General features: G+C 42.4%; 23 protein-coding genes. 13 read left to right on the top strand and 10 right to left on the bottom strand.

Translation table 11 applies throughout. From position 1 onward, the window contains the following. Positions 1–210 precede the first annotated feature (210 nt). Together J2X69_RS08870 and J2X69_RS08865 are read left to right on the top strand one after the other, a co-directional pair. Entirely contained in the window at positions 211–723 is a 513-nt protein-coding gene (locus J2X69_RS08870; protein WP_310101716.1) for a DUF4494 domain-containing protein, read from the top strand. 510 nt (positions 724–1,233) lie between these two features. Continuing rightward, entirely contained in the window at positions 1,234–2,301 is a 1,068-nt protein-coding gene (locus tag J2X69_RS08865; RefSeq protein ID WP_310101713.1) for a PAS domain-containing protein, read from the top strand. 62 nt (positions 2,302–2,363) lie between these two features. Here J2X69_RS08865 and J2X69_RS08860 read toward each other — a convergent pair whose 3' ends face one another. After that, positions 2,364–3,236 (bottom strand): SDR family oxidoreductase, encoded by an 873-nt coding sequence (locus J2X69_RS08860; RefSeq protein WP_310101709.1) that lies wholly within the window; start codon positions 3,234–3,236, stop codon positions 2,364–2,366. A 99-nt stretch (positions 3,237–3,335) separates the two neighbouring features. Here J2X69_RS08860 and J2X69_RS08855 point away from each other — a divergent pair, with 99 nt between their 5' ends. Next, a complete protein-coding gene (locus J2X69_RS08855; RefSeq protein WP_310101706.1) occupies positions 3,336–4,160 on the top strand; it encodes a hypothetical protein in 825 nt (274 codons plus the stop codon). 118 nt (positions 4,161–4,278) lie between these two features. Here J2X69_RS08855 and ahcY read toward each other — a convergent pair whose 3' ends face one another. Further along, the gene (gene ahcY / locus J2X69_RS08850) at positions 4,279–5,598 is read right to left on the bottom strand and encodes an adenosylhomocysteinase (protein ID WP_310101701.1); all 1,320 of its coding nucleotides are present in this window, start codon (positions 5,596–5,598) and stop codon (positions 4,279–4,281) included. An 80-nt stretch (positions 5,599–5,678) separates the two neighbouring features. Then, entirely contained in the window at positions 5,679–6,440 is a 762-nt protein-coding gene (locus J2X69_RS08845; protein WP_310101697.1) for a biotin--[acetyl-CoA-carboxylase] ligase, read from the bottom strand. Positions 6,441–6,503: 63 nt separating this feature from the next. Between J2X69_RS08845 and rsfS the strand changes: the two genes are divergently transcribed. From rsfS to J2X69_RS08825, 4 genes are all read left to right on the top strand, one after another. Next, positions 6,504–6,851 carry a ribosome silencing factor gene (rsfS, locus tag J2X69_RS08840; RefSeq protein ID WP_310101763.1) on the top strand — a complete coding sequence of 116 codons (348 nt, stop codon included), beginning with the start codon at positions 6,504–6,506 and terminating at the stop codon, positions 6,849–6,851. 65 nt (positions 6,852–6,916) lie between these two features. Beyond that, entirely contained in the window at positions 6,917–8,986 is a 2,070-nt protein-coding gene (gene ftsH, locus J2X69_RS08835; protein ID WP_310101694.1) for an ATP-dependent zinc metalloprotease FtsH, read from the top strand. A gap of 60 nt (positions 8,987–9,046) precedes the next feature. After that, positions 9,047–9,823 carry a UDP-2,3-diacylglucosamine diphosphatase gene (locus tag J2X69_RS08830; protein ID WP_310101691.1) on the top strand — a complete coding sequence of 259 codons (777 nt, stop codon included), beginning with the start codon at positions 9,047–9,049 and terminating at the stop codon, positions 9,821–9,823. Between the two features lie 56 nt (positions 9,824–9,879). Continuing rightward, positions 9,880–10,650 carry a hypothetical protein gene (locus J2X69_RS08825; RefSeq protein ID WP_310101689.1) on the top strand — a complete coding sequence of 257 codons (771 nt, stop codon included), beginning with the start codon at positions 9,880–9,882 and terminating at the stop codon, positions 10,648–10,650. Between the two features lie 108 nt (positions 10,651–10,758). On the opposite strand, the gene J2X69_RS08820 is transcribed toward J2X69_RS08825, so the two are convergent. Beyond that, the gene (locus tag J2X69_RS08820) at positions 10,759–11,184 is read right to left on the bottom strand and encodes a peptidylprolyl isomerase (RefSeq protein WP_310101686.1); all 426 of its coding nucleotides are present in this window, start codon (positions 11,182–11,184) and stop codon (positions 10,759–10,761) included. A 182-nt stretch (positions 11,185–11,366) separates the two neighbouring features. Here J2X69_RS08820 and J2X69_RS08815 point away from each other — a divergent pair, with 182 nt between their 5' ends. From J2X69_RS08815 to J2X69_RS08800, 4 genes are all read left to right on the top strand, one after another. Continuing rightward, positions 11,367–12,749, top strand: coding sequence for a sigma-54 dependent transcriptional regulator (locus J2X69_RS08815; protein ID WP_310101684.1), 1,383 nt, complete (start codon positions 11,367–11,369; stop codon positions 12,747–12,749). Beyond that, complete coding sequence (locus J2X69_RS08810; RefSeq protein ID WP_310101682.1) at positions 12,739–14,082, top strand: ATP-binding protein; 1,344 nt, start codon at positions 12,739–12,741, stop codon at positions 14,080–14,082. Before J2X69_RS08815 ends, J2X69_RS08810 begins: the two co-directional genes overlap by 11 nt. A 12-nt stretch (positions 14,083–14,094) precedes the next feature. Further along, positions 14,095–15,621 carry a glycosyltransferase family 39 protein gene (locus J2X69_RS08805; RefSeq protein ID WP_310101680.1) on the top strand — a complete coding sequence of 509 codons (1,527 nt, stop codon included), beginning with the start codon at positions 14,095–14,097 and terminating at the stop codon, positions 15,619–15,621. 373 nt (positions 15,622–15,994) lie between these two features. Continuing rightward, positions 15,995–17,008, top strand: coding sequence for a bifunctional oligoribonuclease/PAP phosphatase NrnA (locus J2X69_RS08800; protein WP_310101677.1), 1,014 nt, complete (start codon positions 15,995–15,997; stop codon positions 17,006–17,008). A 122-nt stretch (positions 17,009–17,130) separates the two neighbouring features. On the opposite strand, the gene J2X69_RS08795 is transcribed toward J2X69_RS08800, so the two are convergent. Further along, the gene (locus J2X69_RS08795; RefSeq protein ID WP_310101673.1) at positions 17,131–18,111 is read right to left on the bottom strand and encodes a YafY family protein; all 981 of its coding nucleotides are present in this window, start codon (positions 18,109–18,111) and stop codon (positions 17,131–17,133) included. Positions 18,112–18,250: 139 nt separating this feature from the next. Here J2X69_RS08795 and J2X69_RS08790 point away from each other — a divergent pair, with 139 nt between their 5' ends. Beyond that, on the top strand, positions 18,251–18,745 hold the full coding sequence (locus J2X69_RS08790) for a DinB family protein (protein WP_310101672.1): 495 nt from the start codon (positions 18,251–18,253) through the stop codon (positions 18,743–18,745). A 227-nt stretch (positions 18,746–18,972) separates the two neighbouring features. Beyond that, positions 18,973–19,674 carry a DUF4397 domain-containing protein gene (locus tag J2X69_RS08785; protein WP_310101669.1) on the top strand — a complete coding sequence of 234 codons (702 nt, stop codon included), beginning with the start codon at positions 18,973–18,975 and terminating at the stop codon, positions 19,672–19,674. 362 nt (positions 19,675–20,036) lie between these two features. On the opposite strand, the gene J2X69_RS08780 is transcribed toward J2X69_RS08785, so the two are convergent. From J2X69_RS08780 to J2X69_RS08760, 5 genes are all read right to left on the bottom strand, one after another. Next, positions 20,037–20,465, bottom strand: coding sequence for a VOC family protein (locus J2X69_RS08780; RefSeq protein WP_310101664.1), 429 nt, complete (start codon positions 20,463–20,465; stop codon positions 20,037–20,039). An 85-nt stretch (positions 20,466–20,550) separates the two neighbouring features. Continuing rightward, positions 20,551–21,438, bottom strand: coding sequence for an Mph(E)/Mph(G) family macrolide 2'-phosphotransferase (gene mph, locus J2X69_RS08775; RefSeq protein ID WP_310101661.1), 888 nt, complete (start codon positions 21,436–21,438; stop codon positions 20,551–20,553). 344 nt (positions 21,439–21,782) lie between these two features. Beyond that, positions 21,783–23,159, bottom strand: a complete 1,377-nt coding sequence (locus tag J2X69_RS08770) for an outer membrane beta-barrel protein (protein WP_310101658.1) — start codon at positions 23,157–23,159, stop codon at positions 21,783–21,785. Beyond that, positions 23,146–23,694: an RNA polymerase sigma factor gene (locus tag J2X69_RS08765; RefSeq protein WP_310101656.1), complete on the bottom strand. Its 549-nt coding sequence runs from the start codon at positions 23,692–23,694 to the stop codon at positions 23,146–23,148. The genes J2X69_RS08770 and J2X69_RS08765 overlap by 14 nt, the downstream gene beginning before the upstream one ends. Positions 23,695–23,786: 92 nt before the next feature. After that, entirely contained in the window at positions 23,787–24,017 is a 231-nt protein-coding gene (locus tag J2X69_RS08760; protein ID WP_310101653.1) for a hypothetical protein, read from the bottom strand. Positions 24,018–24,125 lie beyond the last annotated feature (108 nt).

Raw genomic sequence — 24,125 nt, 5'->3', positions numbered from 1 at the left:
GTTTTGGGATAATTTACTGCTTTTCTTTTACTCCCCACAATTCCGGAAGTCATTGGCAACGTCAATTTTCAAGCTTATTTTGCGCTCAAATAAATCAAACTGACTATCAGCCACTTAATAGCAACAATAGGAGTTAAGCGATTTCTTTGAACCGAAATCCTCTTGTCCTTCTAAGGATAAATTTTACCTTCGAAATTCAAATAGATAGATATGAGAACCTGGTTTTTGTGCAAAGTCAAGTACGCGAAAGAAAATGAACAAGGATTGCTGAAGAATATTTCGGAGCAATATCTGGTGGATGCGGTATCCTTTACCGAAGCAGAGGCAATTCTTTACGATAGGCTTGCTTCCCAGATTAGGGGAGACTTCCAAGTAACAGGCATCAGCAAAAGCAATATTGTTGATGTGTTCTTTTATGAAGATGCCGATATCTGGCATAAATGCAAGATATCTTACATGGTCGCAGATGGCGAAAGTGGGAAAGAGAAAAAAGTCACTCAATATATGATCGTCACCGCCAATGACGTCAAAGAAGCTTACGATAGGATTCAGGAAAGTCTGGGCAATATGCTGGTAAGCTTCAGAGTACCTGATATCGTGGAAAGCCCGATTGTCGAAGTATTCCCTTTTGAGCGGGATGAGGTAGCGGAGCAATTGCCTGAAGGCAATTTCAGACCGGTATCCGAAATGCCTGTAACAGCAGTAGAGCAGGACGAAGAATAGTATTGTAAGAGTATCCGCAATGATACCGGTGATATTATTTTCTTCCCTTAGGCGGCCGAAAGACCAGCCATGGCTGGCAGGCAGAGGCGGCCTCAATTCTTAAGTTTACCCTATCATATGGTACTTTTGGATCTCTACCGGTAGAAAAGCGGATATACTATTAGTACTATTATCAAATGAAAAGCAAAGAGGTCGCAATTGCGGCCTCTTTGCTTTTTTTAGCATTACTCCCATACTACCCCTAGCATGTGAAAATCTTAAAGGGGAGTCGTAGGAAGAATATAAAAACTCCCTTCCAAAGTGTGAATCAGAGGCCGCAAACAGCTATTCAAAGATCTACTCAAACATATTTTTAAGCCAATATGTCTATTGATGCTACCTGTATCTCTGCACGTCTCTTTTAATGTCCCATTGCCTCATAAAATAATTTTAGATACATTAAAATATATTTCATATGTTAAATTATGTACTTTAAACAATTAAAATGGAAAAATGAATTAGATTTACATAATGAACCACTACGATGCTATTCAGGCGATAAGCCACCTTACGGTTGCATCTGATTATTATTTCCAAATCTCCCTAGACAAAGCTGGAAAGGTCATTACCTCCAATTCGGGAATTGGCCCAACTCACGGTTTTTTCGGCAATAATGAGAAAACAGTCTGTTTCGCAGACTGTTTTGAAGCTTCCGACTGGGGGGATTTTGAGAGCAGGCGTACCAATGCCGAAAAAAACGCTCAAAATTCCTTCACCGTAGACCTTCGGAAAATAAATTACCCTCAAGGTGATTTTGTAGATACGAAATGGGAATTCTTTTTTATTACAGAAGACTTCGGAACATGTTGGGGAATAGGCCATTCGCCCGCACAAGCCACAGGCTATAACTTGGGTCTGGGTGACTTTTTTGACAGTACCAACGAGGACGGAAGAGAAATTATAGATAGTATCTTAGAAGATAAACTGCTTGGGTTTTGGGAGTTTGATCTGGCAAAGAAGAGCGATAAAATCAGCCAGGGATTGGGGCAAATGCTGGGATACACACAAGATGAATTGGCAGAGAACACTCCTATTTCATGGCGAAAACATATCCATCCGGAGGACTTCCAAATTCTTCTTCGCGATTTGGCAACCCATTTGAAGACCTCGGGCAATGTTCCCTTCAAGAAAGAATTCCGGATCAATCAGAAGAGCAACCAGACTATATGGGCGTTAGGTTTTGGCAAAACCATTGAGTGGTCAAATACAGGGCATCCCACCAAAATATTGGGATGTATCTTGGATATTTCCGACAGGAAAAAACAGGAGATATGGCTCAAAGAACACCATTATTTCCTTAAAGAACTTGCTTTTGAACAGTCCCATACACTTCGGGCAAGAGTCGCAAATATTCTGGGGATTTTGGAAATCCTCGAAAGCGAGCCACAGAGCATGGAATCCATACGTCTGGTCCAGTTGATCCGGAATGAAACTAAGTTACTTGATCAATCGCTTAAGAAAAGTATCAAGGAATCCGTTCAAAAAAACATATCACTGGAGAATGATTTTGCAGACGAGCCAAGCATGTCCGGTCTATAAATCAATTCAAAGATTTCTGATTTTCCATTTAGCTTTCAGATAGCCCCAAATCAAGTTGGGGCTCATACTTTTTTTCCTCTTGAAGCTTCCATCATATCCCACATTTCTTCAGGTATCTGATCCAGATTATTAAATTCTCCGGCCCCTTTCAGCCATTCTCCACCATCTATGGTCATGACTTCTCCGTTGACATAGCCTGAATAATCGGATACCAGGTAAGCTGCCAAATTTGCAAGCTCCTGATGCTCCCCCACTCTGCCCAAAGGCACTTTTTTGGCGGGATCAAATTTCTTCACCAAACTCCCCGGCAATAGTCGGCTCCAGGCCCCCTCAGTGGGAAATGGCCCTGGGGCAATTGCGTTGGAACGAATGCCATATTTAGCCCATTCTACTGCCAGTGATCGCGTCATTGCCAATACACCGGCTTTTGCAGCAGCAGAAGGCACAACGTACCCCGAACCTGTCCATGCATAGGTAGTTACAATATTAAGAAAAGTCCCCGGCTGCTTTTTTGAGATCCAGTCTTTACCTGCAGTAAGTGTCACTTGAGAAGTACCTTTCAACACAATATCCAGTACTGTATTAAATGCATTGGTAGAAAGCCGTTCGGTAGGGCTAATAAAATTGCCTGCTGCATTATTCAGCACCACATGAATTTGTCCCAGTTGATCAGTAGCATCTTTCCACATGGCTTCTACTTGATCTATCTCTCTTACATCGCAGGCCAAAGCAACCACTTTGCCTCCCTTTCCGGCCATCATTTCTTTGGCGGTTTCCTTCAAGACATCGAGTTTACGGGAAGTAATCACCAAGTTGGCTCCCAACTCCAAAAAATACTCTCCCATCGATCTTCCAAGCCCTGTGCCACCTCCGGTTATTATAATATTTTTACCTTTCAGTGCTCCCGGTTTGAGCATACCTTCTGCTAAAGTCATAAATTTGCGGTTTATCGTAGCTTGTGAAGATAGGTATTTCGGCTTGGTAATTGAAGGAAGAAGACTAAACCGAATCTAATATTTTTAATTGTCATATTAATGAGAAATTTAATTATTGCACTCGTCATTCTATTGCCAATAGTGATTGGCTGTAATGAAGATGAGGACAGAATAATTCAAACAGACCTGACTGCAGAGGCGGCTGAGCTGTTTAGTATTTCAAACACTTGGAACGAAAGCCTGTATTTTGCACTAATTCCATGGGAAGAATATGTACAAATGGGCACGGTCGGATCGGTGAAGCTCCCCAGCTGCCCCGATATTTTCTTGAATGAAGAGTCAAGAGAAGTCACTTTACAATTCCCCGCAAGTACAGAGTGCACTCAATCGGGTACTTATGCCAGAAGTGGTAAGTTGATCATCAGATTTGATACAACCCTGCTTAGTCCTGCTAAAAAATGGACAATGGAATATGATGCCTATAAGTTCAGAACCAACACAATTGAGGGAATCCGAACCTTTACCGGCAATGATTCACTCCAAGTTTTGGAAGAATTCAACGAGATCACAGAAAAGACTGAAAATAAGTTAAGCTCTACCTTTTCGGGAAAATTAATCCATACGAAAACCTATGCCAATGACTCCGTATCGAGCTTCACTTCCTTAGGAAGAATTCAAGGAACAAATGCAGCAGGACGTAATTTTGAAATTACACTTGAAAATCCGATAAACCATTTTATTTCCTGCTATCATCAAAATGAAATCCTTCCAAGTACGGGAATGGAAAATTGGTTTGTGTCCCGAAAGGGAAACTCTCAAGTGTCCTATGGAGTAACTTACGAGCCTCAAATTGATGGATGTAAGGTTTCGGCAAATGCTACATTACCCGATGGAAGAAAATTCCTGCTAAATCCCACGGAATAGTAAAAAATCCTGAAAGAGTATTTGCTGTGCCCTCTGTGAAAACCTCTGTGCACTCCTGTGGTTAATGACAAAAAAAGCCCTGATTCAAAATCAGGGCTCCAATGTGAGTCTTGCTCAATTAATATCTATAATAGTCAGGCTTGAACGGACCTTCTACAGTAACACCTATGTACTCAGCTTGCTCCTGAGAAAGCTCTTCAAGGTCAACACCCAATTTGGCTAGGTGCAGCGCAGCTACCTTTTCATCCAAGTGCTTTGGCAAAACATATACTCCAGGCTTGTACTCATCTGTGTTGTTCCACAGTTCCAATTGAGCCAACGTTTGATTGGTAAAGGAATTGGACATCACAAATGATGGATGGCCCGTTGCGCAGCCCAAATTCACCAAACGGCCTTCAGCAAGCACAATAATTTCACTTCCTTCAATGTTGTAAAGATCAACCTGAGGCTTGATCTCAATCTTTGTATTTCCATACGTGCCATTCAACCAAGCCATATCGATTTCGTTGTCGAAGTGGCCGATATTACACACGATGGTTTTGTCTCTCATCAATCTGAAATGCTCCTCCGTGATGATATTCTTATTACCTGTCGCAGTGACTACGATATCGGCTTCTTTTACAGCATCTATCATTTTCTTGACAGCAAAGCCATCCATAGCGGCCTGAAGCGCACAGATTGGATCGATTTCAGTGACGATTACCCTTGCACCGGCACCTCTAAGTGAAGCAGCCGAACCTTTTCCTACATCACCATAGCCACCTACTACGGCTACTTTACCTGCCATCATCACATCGGTAGCTCTTCTGATCGCATCTACGAGCGACTCTTTACAGCCATATTTATTGTCAAATTTTGACTTCGTCACCGAGTCATTCACATTGATAGCCGGCATTGGAAGAGTGCCGTTTTTCATTCTCTCATAAAGTCTGTGAACTCCGGTAGTAGTCTCTTCCGAAAGGCCTTTGATACCGGCAACCAATTCAGGATACTGGTCCAAAACCATGTTGGTCAGGTCACCGCCATCATCCAAAATCATATTCAATGGCTGGCGATCTTCTCCAAAAAACAGGGTCTGCTCTATACACCAATCAAAATCTTTCTCATTCAGGCCTTTCCAGGCGTAAACAGAAATACCTGCAGCAGCAATAGCAGCAGCAGCATGATCCTGAGTAGAAAAAATATTGCAGGATGACCAAGTCACTTCTGCACCAAGAGCAACCAATGTCTCGATCAAAACGGCTGTTTGGATGGTCATATGAAGGCATCCAGCTATTCTAGCACCTTTCAGAGGCTGAGAAGCTCCGTATTCTTCACGAAGAGCCATCAAACCCGGCATTTCAGCTTCGGCCAATTTAATTTCTTTCCTGCCCCACTCTGCCAAGGAGATGTCTTTTACCTTGTATTGAACGTACTTTTCAGATGTAGTTTCTGACATAATATTGTTAGTTAACGTTTTTTTATCCACTAAAAACCTGCGCAAAGGTACCGTATAAAATCTGGAATCTGAAATGAAACCTAAGGTACAAATGTGATCTCTTTCAAGCCGTAACGCACCGTTTCACCTTCTTCCAGTTCCACCTCAAGCTTTCCTTCTGCACTTATCCCAACTATTTTTCCCAGAAATTGTTCCCCGTTTGCCGAATAATTTGCCCAAGAATCCATTCTGTACAAATGCATCAGATATTCCGATTTGATCTCATTCCACTTTCCTTTTTTCAACTGAATATAACCCTGCTCCAGCTGGGTGATCAATAGACGGAATAATTCTTCCAATTCGAAGTGACTTCCCGTAATTGATCTGATGGATGCTGCGGTGGTGGATCCAAAATCAAGCTGGTTGATATTCAAACCAATTCCCACTATGGCGTATTCCCATTCTTTGCCCGAAAAGGTATTTTCGATCAAAATCCCGCCAATCTTCCCAAACCCGGGGACGATTAGATCATTTGGCCATTTCACTTCCAACTGTGGGATATAATCCTGCATTAATCTCCTGATGCTATTTGATACAGCCATGTTCAAATAAAATTGCTCGGAGATATCCATGAAATCAGGACGCAACACCAGTGAGAACGTGAGGTTCTTACCGGCCTGCGAATACCACAAATTCCCACGTTGGCCTTTTCCTTGCGTCTGATGTCCACAGATCACGACACTTCCTTCTGCGGCCTGCCTTTGCCTGACCAGTTTCAGTGCGATGTCATTAGTCGAGTGACACTCTGGCAGGAAATGCACATCTTTCCCTAAAAAAATCGTATTGGCAAGAATTTTATACATAAATTTTGGATTCGTCTAAAAAGGATATTTTTATCCACGACATTGCAAAAATAAATGAATAATATGACAGCAGAAGAGCTGAGCAAAGTAATCATCAAAGGAATGGAGGAGAAAAAAGCCTCAGACATTGTAGTGATGGACCTAAGAAACATAAAAAATACGGTAACAGATTTTTTTGTTATTTGCTCAGGCAGTTCTGACACACAACTCGACGCAATTGCAGATTCTATCGAAGATGAGATTATAAAAATCGGTCAGGGAAATCCTTGGAAAAGTGAAGGAAAAAGTAGCCGTCAATGGATCTTGGTAGATTATGTGAACGTTGTGGCCCATATTTTCCTTAAAGATAAGAGAGCTTATTATGGATTAGAAGAACTTTGGGGAGATGCTAAAGTCACCAGAATAGGATAAAAGTCCCGAACTTTCAGCTTCACTCTCCGTTTTACCTTAAGTTTATGAAATTACCCTTATAAGAAATGAGCGACACTAAGAATAAAAACAAAAAATTTGTACCAAAGACACCCCAAAAGCCCGGTTTCCAGCTTTGGCTGATTATTGCCGCGGTAGCCGTTCTGCTTGGCCTTACCTATATTCAAAATAGGAATGCCGTTGTGGACATTACCCAGAAAAGATTTGAGGATATGTATTTGGCAGGGGATGTATCCAAAGTCACCATGGTAAAAAACATGGAGCGCGTGGACATCACTCTTAAATCTTCAGCATTATCTACAGAAAAATACAAGACTGAGCTGGAATCAAATTCCACCTTTTTTAATCCTCAGGGCCCGCATTATTCATTTCAAGTAGCTTCTGTAGACAAATTCGCCAATGACTTCGATTCACTGAAAGAGGCAGTGCCTCAGGAAGACAGGATTGAGTTATCCGTAGCGACAGAGGAAAACTGGGGGAGTTACTTCAGTAGCTTTGGCTTCTTGATTTTACTGTTTGTATTGTTCTGGTTTATGATGCGCCGTATGGCAGGGCCTTCAGGACCCGGTGGACAGATATTCAATGTAGGCAAATCCAAAGCTCAGCTATTCGATGCTGAAAACAAGGTCAAAATTACTTTTGACAATGTGGCAGGACTTGACGAAGCTAAAGAAGAAGTTCAGGAGATTGTGGAATTCCTGAAAAACCCGGGGAAATTCACCAAACTTGGAGGCAAAATACCAAAAGGTGCATTGCTGGTAGGCCCTCCGGGCACAGGTAAGACCTTACTTGCAAAGGCTGTAGCCGGAGAAGCAGGCGTACCTTTCTTTACCTTATCAGGCTCTGATTTCGTGGAGATGTTTGTGGGTGTCGGTGCCGCGAGGGTCCGTGATCTCTTCAAGCAAGCCAAGGAGAAAGCACCTTGTATCATCTTCATAGATGAGATCGATGCTATCGGTAGATCAAGAGGTAAAGGTCAAATGCCGGGTTCAAACGACGAAAGAGAAAATACGCTCAACTCTCTATTGGTGGAAATGGACGGTTTCGGCACTGACACAGGGGTAATCGTAGTAGCCGCAACCAACAGACCGGATGTACTCGATAGCGCTTTGCTAAGACCGGGACGTTTTGACAGACAGATATCCATCGACAAACCTGATATCAACGGACGTGAAGCTATTTTCAAAGTACACTTGAAGCCTATCAAAACGGCAGATGATGTGGATCCTAAGAAATGTGCTGCACAGACTCCGGGATTTGCAGGTGCAGAGATTGCAAACGTGTGTAATGAGGCAGCCTTGATCGCAGCCAGAAGAAATAAAACGGCAGTAGATATGCAGGATTTCCAAGATGCAGTCGATAGAGTTATCGGCGGTCTGGAAAAGAAAAATAAGATAATCTCTCCTGAAGAAAAGAAAATCGTTGCTTTCCACGAAGCCGGTCACGCTGTAGCCGGCTGGTTCTTGGAGCATGCCGATCCATTGGTCAAAGTAAGTATTGTTCCCCGTGGAGTAGCTGCGTTGGGATATGCCCAATACCTTCCCAAAGAACAGTTCCTGTACCAAACAGAGCAGTTGATGGATGAAATGTGCATGACACTGGGTGGCCGTGCTGCTGAGCAAATCATCTTCAAAAAAATATCCACCGGTGCTTTGAGTGATCTGGAACGCGTTACTAAGTTGGCGTACTCCATCGTTTCGGTATACGGTATGAACGATAAGATCGGAAATGTTTCTTTCTACGATTCCAAAGGGGATGGTTATAAAATGACCAAACCTTATTCAGAAACAACCGCAGAAGTGATCGATGAGGAAGTCAGGAAACTAATTCAGTCAGCTTATGACAGAACCTTAGAGTTGCTCACCCACCGAATCAAGGAGCTGGAGATACTGGCAAAAGAACTCTTGGAAAAAGAAATCCTATTCCAAGCTGATTTGGAGCGATTGATTGGTAAAAGGCCTTTTGATAAGGAGACCACCTATCAGGCATTTACCAACAAAAAAGACAAGTTGAAAGATCCGGATTTGGTAACGAAGGAAGACGATAGCGATCCGAAATCATCCGATCCTTTGGTTGATCCGATTCCGGCGCCGAATTCAGATAATCAAATCTTATAATGAAAGCCCCGAATCACTCGGGGCTTTTTTGTTTTTGTCTTTGCCCGTATATCTTTAGTCATGCAATCAACCCCGCTGGATTTTCCCTTGAATGGAAAAAAACTCTACTTCGCATCAGATTTTCATCTTGGGGCGCCCAATGAAGTCGAAAGCAAGATCCGGGAAAAAAGAATCATCCACTGGCTGGATTCCATTGCCAATGATGCTGCTGCCATCTTTCTAGTCGGAGACATCTTTGACTTTTGGTTTGAATATGGACAGGTGATTCCCAAAGGCTTTATCCCGTTTATATCAAAGATCCATCAGCTTAGAGATCGTGGTATTCCTATCATTTTCTTCACAGGCAATCATGACCTATGGATGAAAGACTACTTCACCAAAGAGCTGGGTGTACCTGTCTATCCCCATCCTATTGAGCTGAAAGTAGAAGGAAAATCTATTTTGGTAGGTCATGGAGATGGACTCGGTCCAGGAGACAATTCATACAAAATACTTAAGAGAATCTTTACAAGTCCTACAGCACAATGGCTATTCCACTGGGTTCACCCTGATTTGGGCATAAAACTCGCCAAAGCCTGGTCCGGCCATAGCCGTATTACCAATATGGCAAAAGATGAAAGTCGCTTCCTGGGTGAGGACGAGTGGCTTTGGGCCTATTGCAAGGAACTGGAAGGAAAGAAACATCACGACTTCTATGTTTTCGGCCACAGACACTTACCTCTGGAACTAAAAGTGGGCAAGAACGCAACTTATTTTAACCTTGGGGAATGGGTCACTCAAAATACTTACTTAACCTTTGACGGTCAGGAAGCCAAGCTAATTACCTTCAAAGGATGAAATCACTGGGGTTGCTAATAATCTTCATTCTACCACTGGTCGCTTCTTCACAGCAAATGGCAAAACTAGGAGCTCCCCAAGCTGAAATTTTGCTCGATAATCTGGACCTGGTTTCTTTTGACACTCAAGACCAACTGTTCATCAGTAATACTTTTGGAGACATCTACCTTTTCAACCAGGGCGGAAAACAGCTAAATTTATTCTCTCCCTCCCGACAAGGAAGACTGAGCCAATTGGAAGCTGCCTGGACAGTGAACATTTTTAGCTTTTCGGCAGATTTGCAGGAATACAGAATTTTGGATCGTTTTCTGAATCCCCTGGCAGAAGATGGTTCCACTCTTTCCGAAGTAAACCTGGCTAAAGCCGCTACTTTGGGAAACAACAATGTACTGTGGGTTTGGGACGAGTCGGATTTAAGTCTCAAATCGATCGACTATCGAAGAAATCTTGTCATACAGTCACAACCATTGAATTTGATATTGAATACTGATCACTTGGAAGTCACAGAAATCAGGGAATTCAAAAATCGTCTGTTTATGAATGTACCGGATACAGGTATATTTATCTTTGACAATCAGGGGAATCTGATGCGAAAAATAAATTTGAAAAACATTCCCAGGTTGTGCTACTACAGAGAACATTTGTTTTGGTGTGATCAAGGTAAGCTGATGGCAATCTCCCTCTCCACCAACGAAATAAGTACCCTTGCGCAGCTTGAGAGCTCTGAATCCGTTTACATCCAAATAGGACAAGAAAGACTTGCCATTGTATCCAAAGACAAGGTGAGAATTTACCCAACCCCAACGTGGCTAAAGGCCTTGAGGTGAGGAGACTTCCGATGCCACTAGTGGAACCCGATCCTGTCTCCTCCCACTATAAAAAAAGGCTGCTTCACATCTGAAACAGCCTTTTCTAACTAAATAAACTCAGCTCTATTAGTTGACTTTCACCAATTCAATATCAAAGATCAAGTCTTTTCCTGCAAGTTGGTGATTAGCATCCAATGTGATTTTTTCCGCATCCACATCTACTACAACTACAGGCATAGGCTGTCCATTGCCTCCTTGAAGAGTCAATGTCATTCCTATTTCTGGTTTGATATCAGCAGGAACTTGCTCTATCGGCACTTCGATCATCATATCCTCTCTGCGCTCACCATAGGCTTCTGCAGCAGGGATAGTCACAGTCACCTTGTCTCCTAAGGTCATGCCGTCCACAGCGGCATCAAAACCTTTAATCATATTTCCATCGCCTAAGGTAAATCCTAATGGTTCACGATTTGCCGAAGAGTCAAATACGCTTCCATCTTCCAATTTACCGGTATAATGCACTTGAACTGCATCTCCTTTTTTAGCTTGCATAGTCTTTTGTTTTAGTAAAGTACAAAGTTACAAAAATCTCTTAGGGATGAAAATCCGGTAAATTATGTCCGATTTCAACATGAAAGCGTACATAATTGGACACTTTTACTAACGAAACCCATTTTATAGGCCTATATTGGGGTTGGCATCATTTTCCCCTTAAGAACACCAAACAATTCACAATGGAAACTCAAGATTTAGGCAAGATTCTTATCATCGATGATAATGAAGACTTACTCTTTGCTGCCAAGATGCTTCTGAAAAAGCACGCTAAAGAAGTCATGATAGAAAAGGATCCCCGTAGAATCCCTTTTTTGATCAATAACAATAATTACGATGTAATCCTTTTGGACATGAATTTCCGTGAGGATACCACCTCAGGAAAAGAAGGCTTTCACTGGCTAAAACAGATCAAAGAAATCGATCCCAAGGCGGTTGTAATTCTGATTACAGCGTTTGGCGATGTAGAAATGGCTGTACAGGCACTGAAAGAAGGCGCTACCGATTTCATCCTGAAGCCATGGCAAAACGAGAAATTGATTGCGACGCTATCTGCCGCTATCAGACTGAAGGAAAGCTATAATGAAGTAGACAAGCTGCAAAAGAAACAAAAGCAATTGCAGACTGACATGAAAAAGCCCTACACCGACATTATTGGTCAAAGTGCTTCTATGAAAAATATTTTCTCCATCATAGACAAAGTGGCTCAGACAGATGCCAATGTGTTGATTTTGGGCGAAAATGGAACGGGAAAAGAACTGATCGCACGTGCTATTCATGACAGATCACTTAGAAAAGATGAGATTTTTGTAGGGGTAGATATGGGTGCTATCACAGAAACCTTGTTTGAATCTGAGCTGTTTGGCCATAAAAAAGGTGCATTTACAGATGCCAAAGATGATCGCTCCGGTAGATTCGAAATAGCTGATAAAGGCTCCTTGTTTTTGGACGAAATAGGAAATCTTTCTCTTCCCCTACAATCCAAACTTTTGACGGTTCTTCAAAGAAGAGAGGTAACCAGAATAGGCACAAACAAAGCCATTCCGGTAGACATTCGCCTGATATGCGCTACCAATATGCCACTTCACGAGAGTATTGCAGACAATACCTTCCGTCAGGATTTATTGTATAGAATCAATACGGTAGAGATTTTCCTTCCCCCACTTCGTGAAAGACAAGATGATATTCCTGTGTTGGCAAACCATTTTCTGAAAAGCTACAGCCAGAAATACCGCAAAAACTTCACAGGATTCACTACCGCGGGCATGGATCTTTTGCAGCATTATGCATGGCCCGGCAATATCCGGGAACTTCAGCACGCCATCGAGCGGGCTATTATTATGGCTGAAGGGGATGTACTGGATTCAAGAGACTTCTTCTTCCTCTCTGCCAAGCCGGCTTCGGACAAAGCTCCCACTTCAGTGACGCTTAACCTCGATGATATGGAGCGAAACACGATCCAGAGAGCAATTGACAAAAATGGAGGGAATATCTCTAAAGCAGCTAAGGAACTCGGACTGACCAGAGCTTCCTTGTATAGAAGGCTGGAAAAATATGGACTATAAAGTTGGCTTGCTCGGGAGAATTGCCTTTTTGGCCGCTTCTCTCTTTCTTCTTTCCAATGCCATCATAGCCAGTTGGGGAGTCTTCATGATCTCCCTTTTACTGGTTTTGGTGGTATTTCAAATCATTTACCTGCTTCGCTATTCCGAAGGTTCATTTAAGAAAGTGCGCGTTTTTCTGGACAACATTAAGCAGGATAAATACTCTCAGCTTTATCCGGTCAAATTTGACGGTACGGAGACAGATGATCTTCACATAGAATTCAATGCGATCCTCGCAAAGCTAAAAGAAGACCAAGCTGAAAAAGAAGCTAATTATCAATATTTCAGATCAGTCTTTAAGCACCTGAGCATAGGATTGATCACGTTTGGAGAAAACGGCGGAATACAGATCATCAACACCGCAGCAAAGCGAATTCTCGATGTGGAAGAATTGAAAAACATCGGGGAAATCGAAAAAATCAACAAGGAATTACACCTGGCAATCAATGACCTAAGAACAGGCGGCAGTGAATTGATCAAGATCGCCCATCCCGACGGGATCATGCAGATTTCAGTCTATGTGATCGAACTGCTCATGCGTGGGGAGAAATTCAAATTGGTCTCTCTACAGAATATCCAGTCCGAGCTGGAGGAAAAGGAAATGGAAGCATGGCAAAACCTTGTCAAAATCCTGACCCATGAAATCATGAATTCAATTGCTCCAATTTCTTCGTTGGCGGGAACGATCCAAGGAGAGATAGAAAGCAAAATAGAGAATGTGGAACAAATCAGTCCACAAGACATGGAAGACTATCTGATGGGAATCAGCACGATAGAAAAGCGCAGTCAGGGTCTGATCAGTTTTGTGTCTGACTTTAGAAGCTTGGCCCATATTCCGGCACCCAAGTTCAGCAGTATAGCTATCGCAAAGCTCTTCCACCAACTTGAGGTTTTGCTACAAAATCAACTTGAAACTTATCAGATAGAACTAATTAAAGAAATAAATCCTAAGGAACTTATCCTATTTGGAGACCAAACTCAAATTGAGCAGGTTCTGATCAACCTTACCCAAAATGCCATTCAGGCAGTAGAAGATTCTGAAGTCAAACGAATCATCCTTCGGGCATTTATCGATGAGGCAGGAAAAATAATTCTGGAGGTGGCAGACACCGGAAAAGGAATCGAAGAAGAGGCTTTAAGCAAGATTTTCATTCCATTCTTCACCACCAAATCCAAAGGGTCCGGAATCGGGCTGAGTCTTTCCAAGCAAATCATGCGTCGCCACAAAGGCAATATTCAGGTTCGCTCTACGCAGGGTGAAGGAACTACGTTTAAGTTGATATTTAACGGGTAATCTTTTTAGGCCATGACCAAAAACACCGGTTTTCTAATAGGCTTCATCCTGATCAAAATCCTACTTCAATACCTACTCATAGACTCGGGGTACGATCTGCATAGAGATGAATACCTGCATCTAGATCAGGCACATCATCTGGCATGGGGCTATATTTCGGTTCCGCCGGTTACTTCTTGGTTATCTTATTTGATCTTTCTACTTGGCAATTCTGAATTTTGGGTCAAGTTCTTTCCCGCACTGTTTGGGGCGCTGACGATTACGCTTGTTTGGAAAGCTATAGAAAGGCTTGGTGGTAATTTATATGCACAATCCCTGGCAGCAGTTTGCCTGATATTTTCAGCTTTGGCGAGGCTGAATATCCTTTTCCAGCCTAATTCTTTTGACATTTTGGCTTGGACATTTGTGTACTACTCTCTACTCTGCTATATCCAATCCGGGAAAAACAAATGGCTGTATTGGCTAGGCGTTGGTATAGGCTTTGGATTTTTGAATAAATATAACATCGCATTTCAATTGCTTGGATTAGTACCCGCTTTGCTGCTGACTTCTGAGCGGAAGATTTTCAAGAATCCGCATTTGTATGCCGCTTTGGGTCTGGCATTGCTAATCGCCTTGCCAAATCTGATCTGGCAGTGGCAAAACGATTTTCCGGTGATCTGGCACATGCGTATGCTAAGTAACCATCAGTTGGTTCATGTGAATCGCTTGAATTTTCTCACGGATCAATTTTTCTTCTTTTTCGGATCTGCTTTCGTACTGGTTCTGTCCATGATTTCCTATTTCACATACCCTCCTTTTCGAAAGTATCAGGTGTTCTTCTGGTCCACAGTTTTCACCTTGGCCATCTTTACTTATTTTCAGGCAAAGAACTATTATGCCATTGGTCTCTATCCTATTCATTATGCATTTGGAGCAATTTATCTTTCACATTTATTTTCTAAAAGCTGGGGTAAGTATTTAAAGCCGGTAGTCATGGTTATTCCTATAGCGCTATTTATCCTGACTGCCCCGATGACATATCCCATCGGAGATCCTCAATACCTGAAGAAAGTCCAGAGTCGTCATCCTGAACTAATGGAAAATCGATGGGAAGATGGTGAAATTCACGATTTGTCACAGGATTTTGCGGATATGCTGGGCTGGAAAGAGCTGGCAGAGAAAGTAGATCTTGCCTACTCCAAAGCTCCCAAAGAGGAATACACACTGATCATCTGTGACAACTATGGACAAGCGGGAGCAATCAACTTTTACACCAAAACCAAAGGTTTGAAGGCTGTTACGATGAATGCAGACTATGTCAATTGGGTGGACCTAAGCAGGGAAATTAGAAATATAATTTTGGTCAGAGAAGCTGAAGATGGTGTAAGCGATCGGGAGATTTCATTTTTCGAAAGCTCGGAAGAAATAGGAACCATAACCGATCCCGATGCCCGTGAACATGGAACCATTATCCATTTGCTTCTTGGTACCAAAACAGATATTAATGCAATTTTGGCTACTGAGATTGAAGAAAAAAGAGCGGAGCTGAGAGAGTGACTGACCGTCATTTATTACTGCATCTTCTCACATCTCATAAGTAGGGCATGCTGAAAAACGCCAGTAACAAATCAAAAGCTTTCATATTGAATGATTAACCCATTTTTCATGCGAACGGTTTTTCAGCAAGTGCAAGCTTATTGACCACAATAGGTCTTTATCCATGCATCAGAAAATCCCTAAGTAAAGATAAATCACTCATATTTATTATAAATGAAGATACATATCCGCGAAACATCACATATGTGCCGTGATTAAATTTTAGAAGCTTAAATTTGGCAAATCTCCCTTTCCAAAAGATGGCAAGAGGGATTTATCCTACCGCCTTACAGTCTTCTTGATTCAAGCATAATTCCCCGGCAAAACCTCCTTCATGAATACGTACAAACAAATAGAAGCCGCAATCCTATCGGCCTCAACTATTCTCATTACTGCCCACAAATCTGCTGATGGTGACTCTGTCGGCTCTTCTTTGGGTCTATTTCATTTTATAGAAAAGCTTGGCAAAAAAGCCCTCATTTGTCACCCGGATAAAGCTCCCAGTTTTTTGGACTTCCTTGACTTGTCCCCCATCACTGTGATGGATGAGGAATCTGAGAAAGTTACCCAAGCCTTTATTGGGGCAGATTTGATCTTTTGCCTCGACTATAACTCTACTGATCGTGTAGGCTCTGAAATGCAATCCTTACTGGAATCGGCAACCTGTCCCAAAATCATGATCGACCATCATCTTGACCCACAGGGTTTCACCTCAATAACAATCTCCGAAACCTCCGCATCCTCCACGGCTGAATTGATCGTGGAATTGATAGAACAATCCGGAAATGGGGCTTTGCTGGATGAAAAGATAGGCACTCCTTTATATCTGGGAATTCTCACTGACACGGGGAGCTTTCGGTTCAATTCCGTGAAAGCAAGAACTCATGAAGTACTGGCAAAATTGCTGGCCGGAGGTGTCCAACATCACCTGATTCATGAATTGCTGAATGATACCAATACAGCAAGCCGTCTTCGGCTGCAAGGATTCGCAATGAGCGAGAAAATGGAGATTATGGATGAAAATTCTGTAGCTATTATTTCGCTGACTAAAGAGGAGTTGGAAAAATATCAGTACAAAAAAGGAGACACAGATAGTCTGGCCAATCTTGCATTATCCATCAAAGGGATGAAAGTAGCTATTGTGCTTTCAGAGCGGGATGGTATTATTAAGATATCCTTCCGCTCCAAAGGCAAACAGAATCCTGTAAATGGTTTAGCTGCCAATCATTTTGACGGGGGCGGACATGCAAATGCCGAAGGAGGAATGAGTACACTCCCCATGCCCGAGACCTTGGATAAAATCAAAGCTCTAGTTTCTGAATATTTTCCCTGTGAGGTGAAAATATAAAACATCTCCTGTTCTGGATAGTAAACAGGTACAACTTTTCGAGATTCGAAAAACCTCAAAGAGTAACTGCCCTGTGGGCAAAAGTTTATAAAAAACCCGGAAATTTATTTCCCTAGACTACCCTATGGGCAAAAATCTCTATCTACTGAGCCCCCCTCCTGCATTTCTCTAATATCGTGCAGCAACTGAGCTAATCGATCCTGAAGCTCTACAGGCTGTTTGATCACCACAATATCGCCGAGTGAGATCACCCAGCGTACAAATCCCTCTATGGAGGAATTCATAAAGGTCATCTCAGTCTTATTCCCAACCCTTTCTTCCGACACAAATCCATTGTTGTATTTTGAGTTGGCGAGGTATTTCAAAGAACCATCCGGTACCTCCAAAATAATTTGATGAAGTTTTTGTTCACTCGCTATTTTGTCCAAATACGACTGTAGAGAAGGATGCTTTACAGTAGAATAGGAAATATCCGTGATGTGAAGTTTGCTAAACCTATCTAATCTAAACGTGCGATAATCATCTCTCAGACGGCAAAATGCCAATAAATACCACTGCTCGTAGGAATGAAACAAGCCTATGGGTTCAAGCTCTCGATCTGATTTCCGCTGCGGGTCAAAAGTCATATAACCGGTAGCCAGCACTTTTTTCTCCGAAATAGCCTGTAGCGCAACCTGAAAAGCCTTGCTGGATTTATTCATGGACTGTGAAGAGCCTGACTTCAAAACCTTGATGGTATCCTGCACTTCCACCAATAAATCTTTCTCTGTGGATTTCAATACTGCCTTGATTTTGATCAACGCTTCTTTGAAAAACTTACTGCTCTGCTCATCCAGCAGTTTTTCCACCAACTTGTCTGCTACCAAAAGTGCCAATGCTTCCTCCCTACTAAACATAATCGGAGGGAGCCTGTATCCTTCTACCAGCGAATATCCCTGTCCGGCCTCCCCGATAATCGGCACGCCGGATTCTTCCAGAGATCTCACATCCCGGTATATGGTACGCAGACTCACGCTAAAGCGCTCTGCGAGCTCTGCAGCGCGGATAGTTCGCTTCGACTGAAGATGTGTGAGGATGGCTGTAAGTCGGTCTATTCTGTTCATGGAAATAGGGATCAAAAGTTTGAAAGTAAAGAAACTTGAAAAAAATCAGAAAAATTTCCAAAACCCCAAAACACTGCTGACATAGGGCTGACACAATACGGTTGTTTATTTGGGTATTCTTAAACAAAACACAAGCACTATGGAAACTACAACATCAGCTACAACAGCTCAAATCATCAACAAAGATCAGCTTTTGACTCACTGGCTAGGACATCGCAAACTCACCCGAAAAGTATTGGAAGCTTTTCCTGAGAAAGAACTTTTTGAATTCAGTTTGGGCGGCATGCGTCCTTTTGCAAAGCTGATCAAAGAAATGCTAGCTATGGCGGCACCCACTGCAGAGGGCTTGGCCACGAATGAATGGGAGGCTTTTGACGAAGATAAAACTGAACTGACAACAAAAGCGGCACTATTGGACAGTTGGGATGAATCCACCGAGAAAATCGAACGTCATTGGAAAGCTATCCCTATAGAGAGATTTCAGCAACACATAGTCGCCTTCGGTCAATATGAAGGCTCAGGATACAGTACCCTGTTTTACATTATTGACAACGAGATACACCATCGTGGTCAGGGATATGTGTATCTCCGGGCCTTGGGCATCACTCCTCCAAATTTCTGGGAGCAGTACTAGCCTATTAGCAGTAGAGCTACCCGCACCATTTTCACCGGCACAATCTTCATCCTAGTCTGTATATAGACTGTTTCCGATCATCCTGTGGTCTGTGTCCGCACAGACCACCTTTACCGCTGTTAATAAATTTTAATTCTTTGTGTAGCGAATAAATCTTGTCACGCGTCTTGGTAAAGATTAAAAACTAAAACCAACAAATACATATGATGAGTGTAAATTCATTTGCTATGAAGAACCTTAAACACTTGGCCTCAATAGCGTTGCTTGCCGGAACTTTGGGATTGACAGGCTGCTTGGATAATGACAAGGACCCTATTGAATACCCACCTGCAGGTTATATCTCTATTTACAATGGTGCACCGAACAATACCGGGGTTATAGTATTTGCAGACCAAAACCAGGTCAACAATAACCCACTGAAGTATTCCGAAGCTTTGGCTTACAGCAACTTCTATCCGGGCAAGAGACTGTTTAAGTTTTCTCAGAGTAACTCTGTGACTTCTCTTTTGGATAAAGAATTCGAAATCAAAGTTGATTCAGTATACTCCATGTTTGTAGTAGAGGATGCAGGTACGCTGGATGCTGTCTTGCTTGATGACAACTGGTCTCAGACCACTGCAGGTAAATCACAAATCAGAATGATAAATCTTTCTCCTGATGCGGGAACAGCATCGCTGTTAATCGATGAAAGCGAAACTCCATTCGTTGCTGATTTGGCCTTCAAATCCAATTCAGATTTTAAAGGTTTGGACAGCAAAATTTATGACTTAACTGTTGTCTCAAGCACAGGCGAAACCCTAGCTACAGCGACCAGAGTGGAGCTCAGAGGCAACAGAGTTTATACCTTAGTGCTGAGAGGCTACAAGCAGTCAACTGAGAATGCCAAGAAACTTGATTTGCAATTACTGACCAACTATATACACTATTAAATTATCAATTATCCGTAATAAAATTCTCACAAGAAGCGGATATAAACCAATCGGTAATCCAGCCACAATGCAAAATCCCGATCTAAACAGGTCGGGATTTTTTGTTTTAACAACTTGGGGATACGGAGGGTTACGCAGATACAGCTAAGTGATATTCAACGTTTAACTTTTTGGATGAGCATACTCCGCCGTTTGTGACATACAAAAGGCTTTTCCGCTGAGCGTTATCCTGGTTCTCCGTAAGCAGGATTAATTCACAAGCTTATACTCGTTTTTGCTTGACTGCCAAAAGGCAAGCCTGCCATACCCTACTTAGGACAGCTTGATGAAGCTTTTCTATGACAGTATGAAGATCAATCAACTTACACTTCCTGAAGCACAGACAAAATATTGCCCGCAGGATCCTTAAACCAAGCGATCAATGGACCGCCACCTTTACGGCAGATCCCCTTTTCATCGGTTTGAATAGGATCTGGATACTGTTCGAACTTGACCCCTTTCATAATCAGCTCATCCACCGTCCGGTCAATATCATCCACAGAAAAATTCAGTACAGTAAATGTAGCGGGTGTATGATTGGGCTTGGGATAAATAACTACATTCCCACCCCCACTAAGGTGAAGAGAGATAAATCCCATTTCATCTTCTGCTACATGAAGCCCAAGAGTATCCTGATAGAAAGACTTGGCTTTTGGAATATCATCCACGGAGTAACTGCTGAACACATCGGCATTTTGAAGCATGACAAGGAGTTTTATGGGCATCAGATTCTTACGGCATAATTTAGCCATTTTTTAACAGTCATCCAATTCCCCCTCATGATCTATATATCTACAGACCATACACTTATCAAAAAAAACCTACTGACATTTTTTGCTATAATCCCACTCCAAGTTGTGCTTTAGCTCCCTGAATATGGGTTTCGTCTTGCGTTTCTACTGCAAAGAAGCCATAAGCCAATGGTGCAGCAGCGGCACGCTCCAGTGTTTGTTCATAGAGTTTATCCCAGACTTTTCCGCCCTGCTTTTCATACTCAGTAATGAGCGCTTTAAGACTATCCTCTCCAAAAACTGTGACATGCCCCGAAAAGTCTTGTGAAATATCGCTTACATGTGCGGTGGACCAGTCAATAATTCCACTGACAACTCCTTCCCAAGATGTCAACACATGCCCTGCATACAAGTCTCCATGAATAAAGCCTGTGAAGTCCGGCCAAAGCCCATCATTGTCCAACCACTTTCTGTAGCGTGTCTCCAACTCTGTGCTAATACCCAGTTCAGACTTTACCAGTTGCAAACGATCCGCAATTTCCGACCTCAAATCACCCGGTACCATTACCTTCAGACCACTTTCCTCAACCTCTTTTTCACCGATTCTGTGTAATTCCAACAACGTTTTTGCAAGGGATGGCACATAGTTCAGGCTTTCCTGATTCATATTCCAAGTCACCTCGTATGTGATCGCATCAAAAGTCAAAGCTGGCTTATCTTTCAATAATGGATAAGCGACCAGTGCCGGGGTGGCAATTTGCCAATCAGGAACCTGTATCGAAAGATGCTTTTTCACCAACTCTAAAATACGTTTCTCTTTTTCAATCTGTCCCCCCAAATCATTACGTCTGGGAATTCGCAGCACCCATTGTTTTTCGTCTTTATCAGTAGCAAACCCTACTTTAAAATCGATGCCCATTTCATTGAATTTCATCTCGTCGGTAAGAAGCAATCCATGCTCTTCAGCTATTTTTTGAATATCTCTGATTGTCATTTTACTTTTTATGATTATCTGTAATGATGCCAGTGGTCCTATTTTCTTTGTTTTACCGGCTAAAAGGCTCCTTCACATCCTTTAGGTAGACGATGACAAAATTGCTTTATTTAAATAACCTGCAAAACGCAGATCACGGTCCAAGGGCTAGGGAAGCAAAATCAATTACAATCAATGCCTAAAAATGAAAAACCTAAAGCCTCAGGATCCGCCCCTCGGCCCCATCTACAGTAGGATGAGTGCTCAGAATGGCAGCCACTGACTCTTAGGCATTAAACTGTGTCCTAGAATTGACCAATAATAACTATGTATGGACAATGATTACTGAAACTAAACTCTCCCATCTACTTCTCTCCACCTCCAAAATTCACCTTAAAGCTAGCTCCAAACAAGCCATAAGTATCACCATAACCTGAAACTTGTCTTACCTGATAATTGTAAAAAGGCATAATCACGTAGTTCGCTCCTTTGGTCTCCAGTACACGAAGATTCAATCCAAAATTCAGTGTGGCAAATGGATAGAATCTACCATTTTTGGGTTCAAGTGTAGCACTTTCCGTCACTGCCTGCTGCCTGAGGGTAACTGACGAAAAACCGGATGCGTCACTATTATACACAGCCATCTGACGTTCTACAGTATTCTCTTGGCTGGCAGTTTCGTTTAAAGCATAGAAATTCGAAAATCCTGCCTGAATGGATACGGAATTGCTTCTGGTCAAAGGATACTTGACAAATACAGGTAACTCTACCTGCATCTGACGAACTTCCAGTTTCTCAGTTTGGGGGTATGTATTTCCAAATGCCATCACTGTACTTTCCTGCTTTGCATTTTGGTTGAGGTAGTTTAGCCCAAGCCCCGAGCCCAGAGTAAATTTACCCGGAAGATTGATATCCACCAGCATGCCTAATCCGATTGTAGAAGCTGTAGCGACCTGATTATCACTTTGGATCGCACCAAAACCCGGAGATAACCCCATACCAAGTCCCACCGTCGCTTTGTCTTTTGGAATAACAGGAAAATCATTCTCAGCAACAAACCTCTCCTTATCTGATTCTATAAGTTTCACGGGTTCTTTTACTTCAGTCTCCACAGGTATTTTCTCAGTCAATAGCCGGTTTTCCTTTTCTTCCGCCTCAGCAATTAGAGGAGGGTTTTGATGGGTTTCACTTTTTGGTATTAGTTCTACGGGTTTTTCAGTAGAAATCACCTGCAATTCATGTAGGGCGTTTTCCGTTTTAGTGGCCTTTTCTACTTCTTCTAGAGGCTTGTCAACAGCTGCCAAAGCTTTAGTATCAACAGAAATCGGCTGGGAGCTTTGCTCTTTTTCAGTTTTTGCTATTGGTTCCGAACCGGATGTTATCTCACCCGGCTTTTGATTTACGTTAGTTTCGGCGGGAGAATTTTCCGCCAGAGTTTTCGATTCATTTGTAATAATTTCCTCCACCGTATTTTCAGAGGTATTCTCGGCACCTTCCGCCAATTGAACTTCTGTATGCTCAGGAAGGTCACTTCCCGAGAAATCTATAGAATTCAATCCCACTGCCAGTAGTACAAGGGATGCAGCGATTCCACTTGCCCAATAGGAAATAGTTTTACGTTTGCGCAATGCGCGCTTTTTCTGAAAAGCTTCCCATGCGCCCAATTCGTAGGGTACGGAGGCTTCGACTAACTTCTTTTTAAGGGAAGCAGCGATTTCTTTATCTAGCTTATCTTCCTTCATATTCTTTCAAATGTAATGAGACTAGTTTACGGAGCTGGGTCTTAGCCCGGGCGAGATAGACTCTAGATGAACTTTCTGACAAGTTCAGCTTCTCGCCAATTTCCTTATGACTGTAACCCTCTATTTCATAGAGGTTGAAAATCATTTTATGATCCTCCTGTAATTGATTGATCAGGTTGACAATATCCTGAAATGCCAAGTCCTGAAGCGCACTCACTTCATGGAACACTCCCATTTCCTCAGACACATCGGTTTGATTCTGAAACTTCTTCTGCTTGCGGAAATAGTCTATCGCAGTGTTTACGGTGATGCGGCGGAGCCATGCTTTCACAGACTGAAAGTCATCGAATTTCTTAATAGATCCGAAAAACTTCATGAAGGAGTCGTTCGTGATCTCATCAGCCAATGCTTTATCTTTGGAATAGGACAGACTTATCCCCATGACATAGCCATAGTATTTTTTATAAAACACCTCTTCGTACTTAGCCGATCGTCGTTTGCAACCTTCGATCAGCTCCTGATCAGTCCAATTCAATTCAAACCTATTAATCTATGGTTTACGACTTCCCTATTGGAGTCGGAATTCTCATTCGTTAGTTATTCATTGCCAATCTCCTCATAGGCATCCTAATTGGAGATTTTCTCTTTACCAACTGTATTTATTTTCTTATACTCCACCGAAAGTGGTAATTGCATACAATTGGCCATTTCTTTTTGATTCTGAGAATAGCCTGAATTTATAGCAAAATTAGATGCTTCTACCGGAAATCCCGAATTGATTGAGTCATTCTCCGAGCCGGCGTCCAGTGCACTGCCGGCAAATATCAAAACCAAGTAGATTCGAAGAAGTGTCTTCATAACGCTTTTTTACCCTGACGGATAGCCCAGCCAATACGCTACAGTAGTCGGGATTTTTTTTTGGATGTTGAATCTGTATGGGAAGTAAGAAGTAGAAAGTGGCCAGTC

The organism is Algoriphagus sp. 4150 (genome assembly GCF_031457395.1).
Classification (GTDB): Bacteria; Bacteroidota; Bacteroidia; order Cytophagales; family Cyclobacteriaceae; genus Algoriphagus.
Note: the sequence above shows the minus strand (reverse complement) of the source record. Positions and strands in the feature narration are given on the sequence as shown.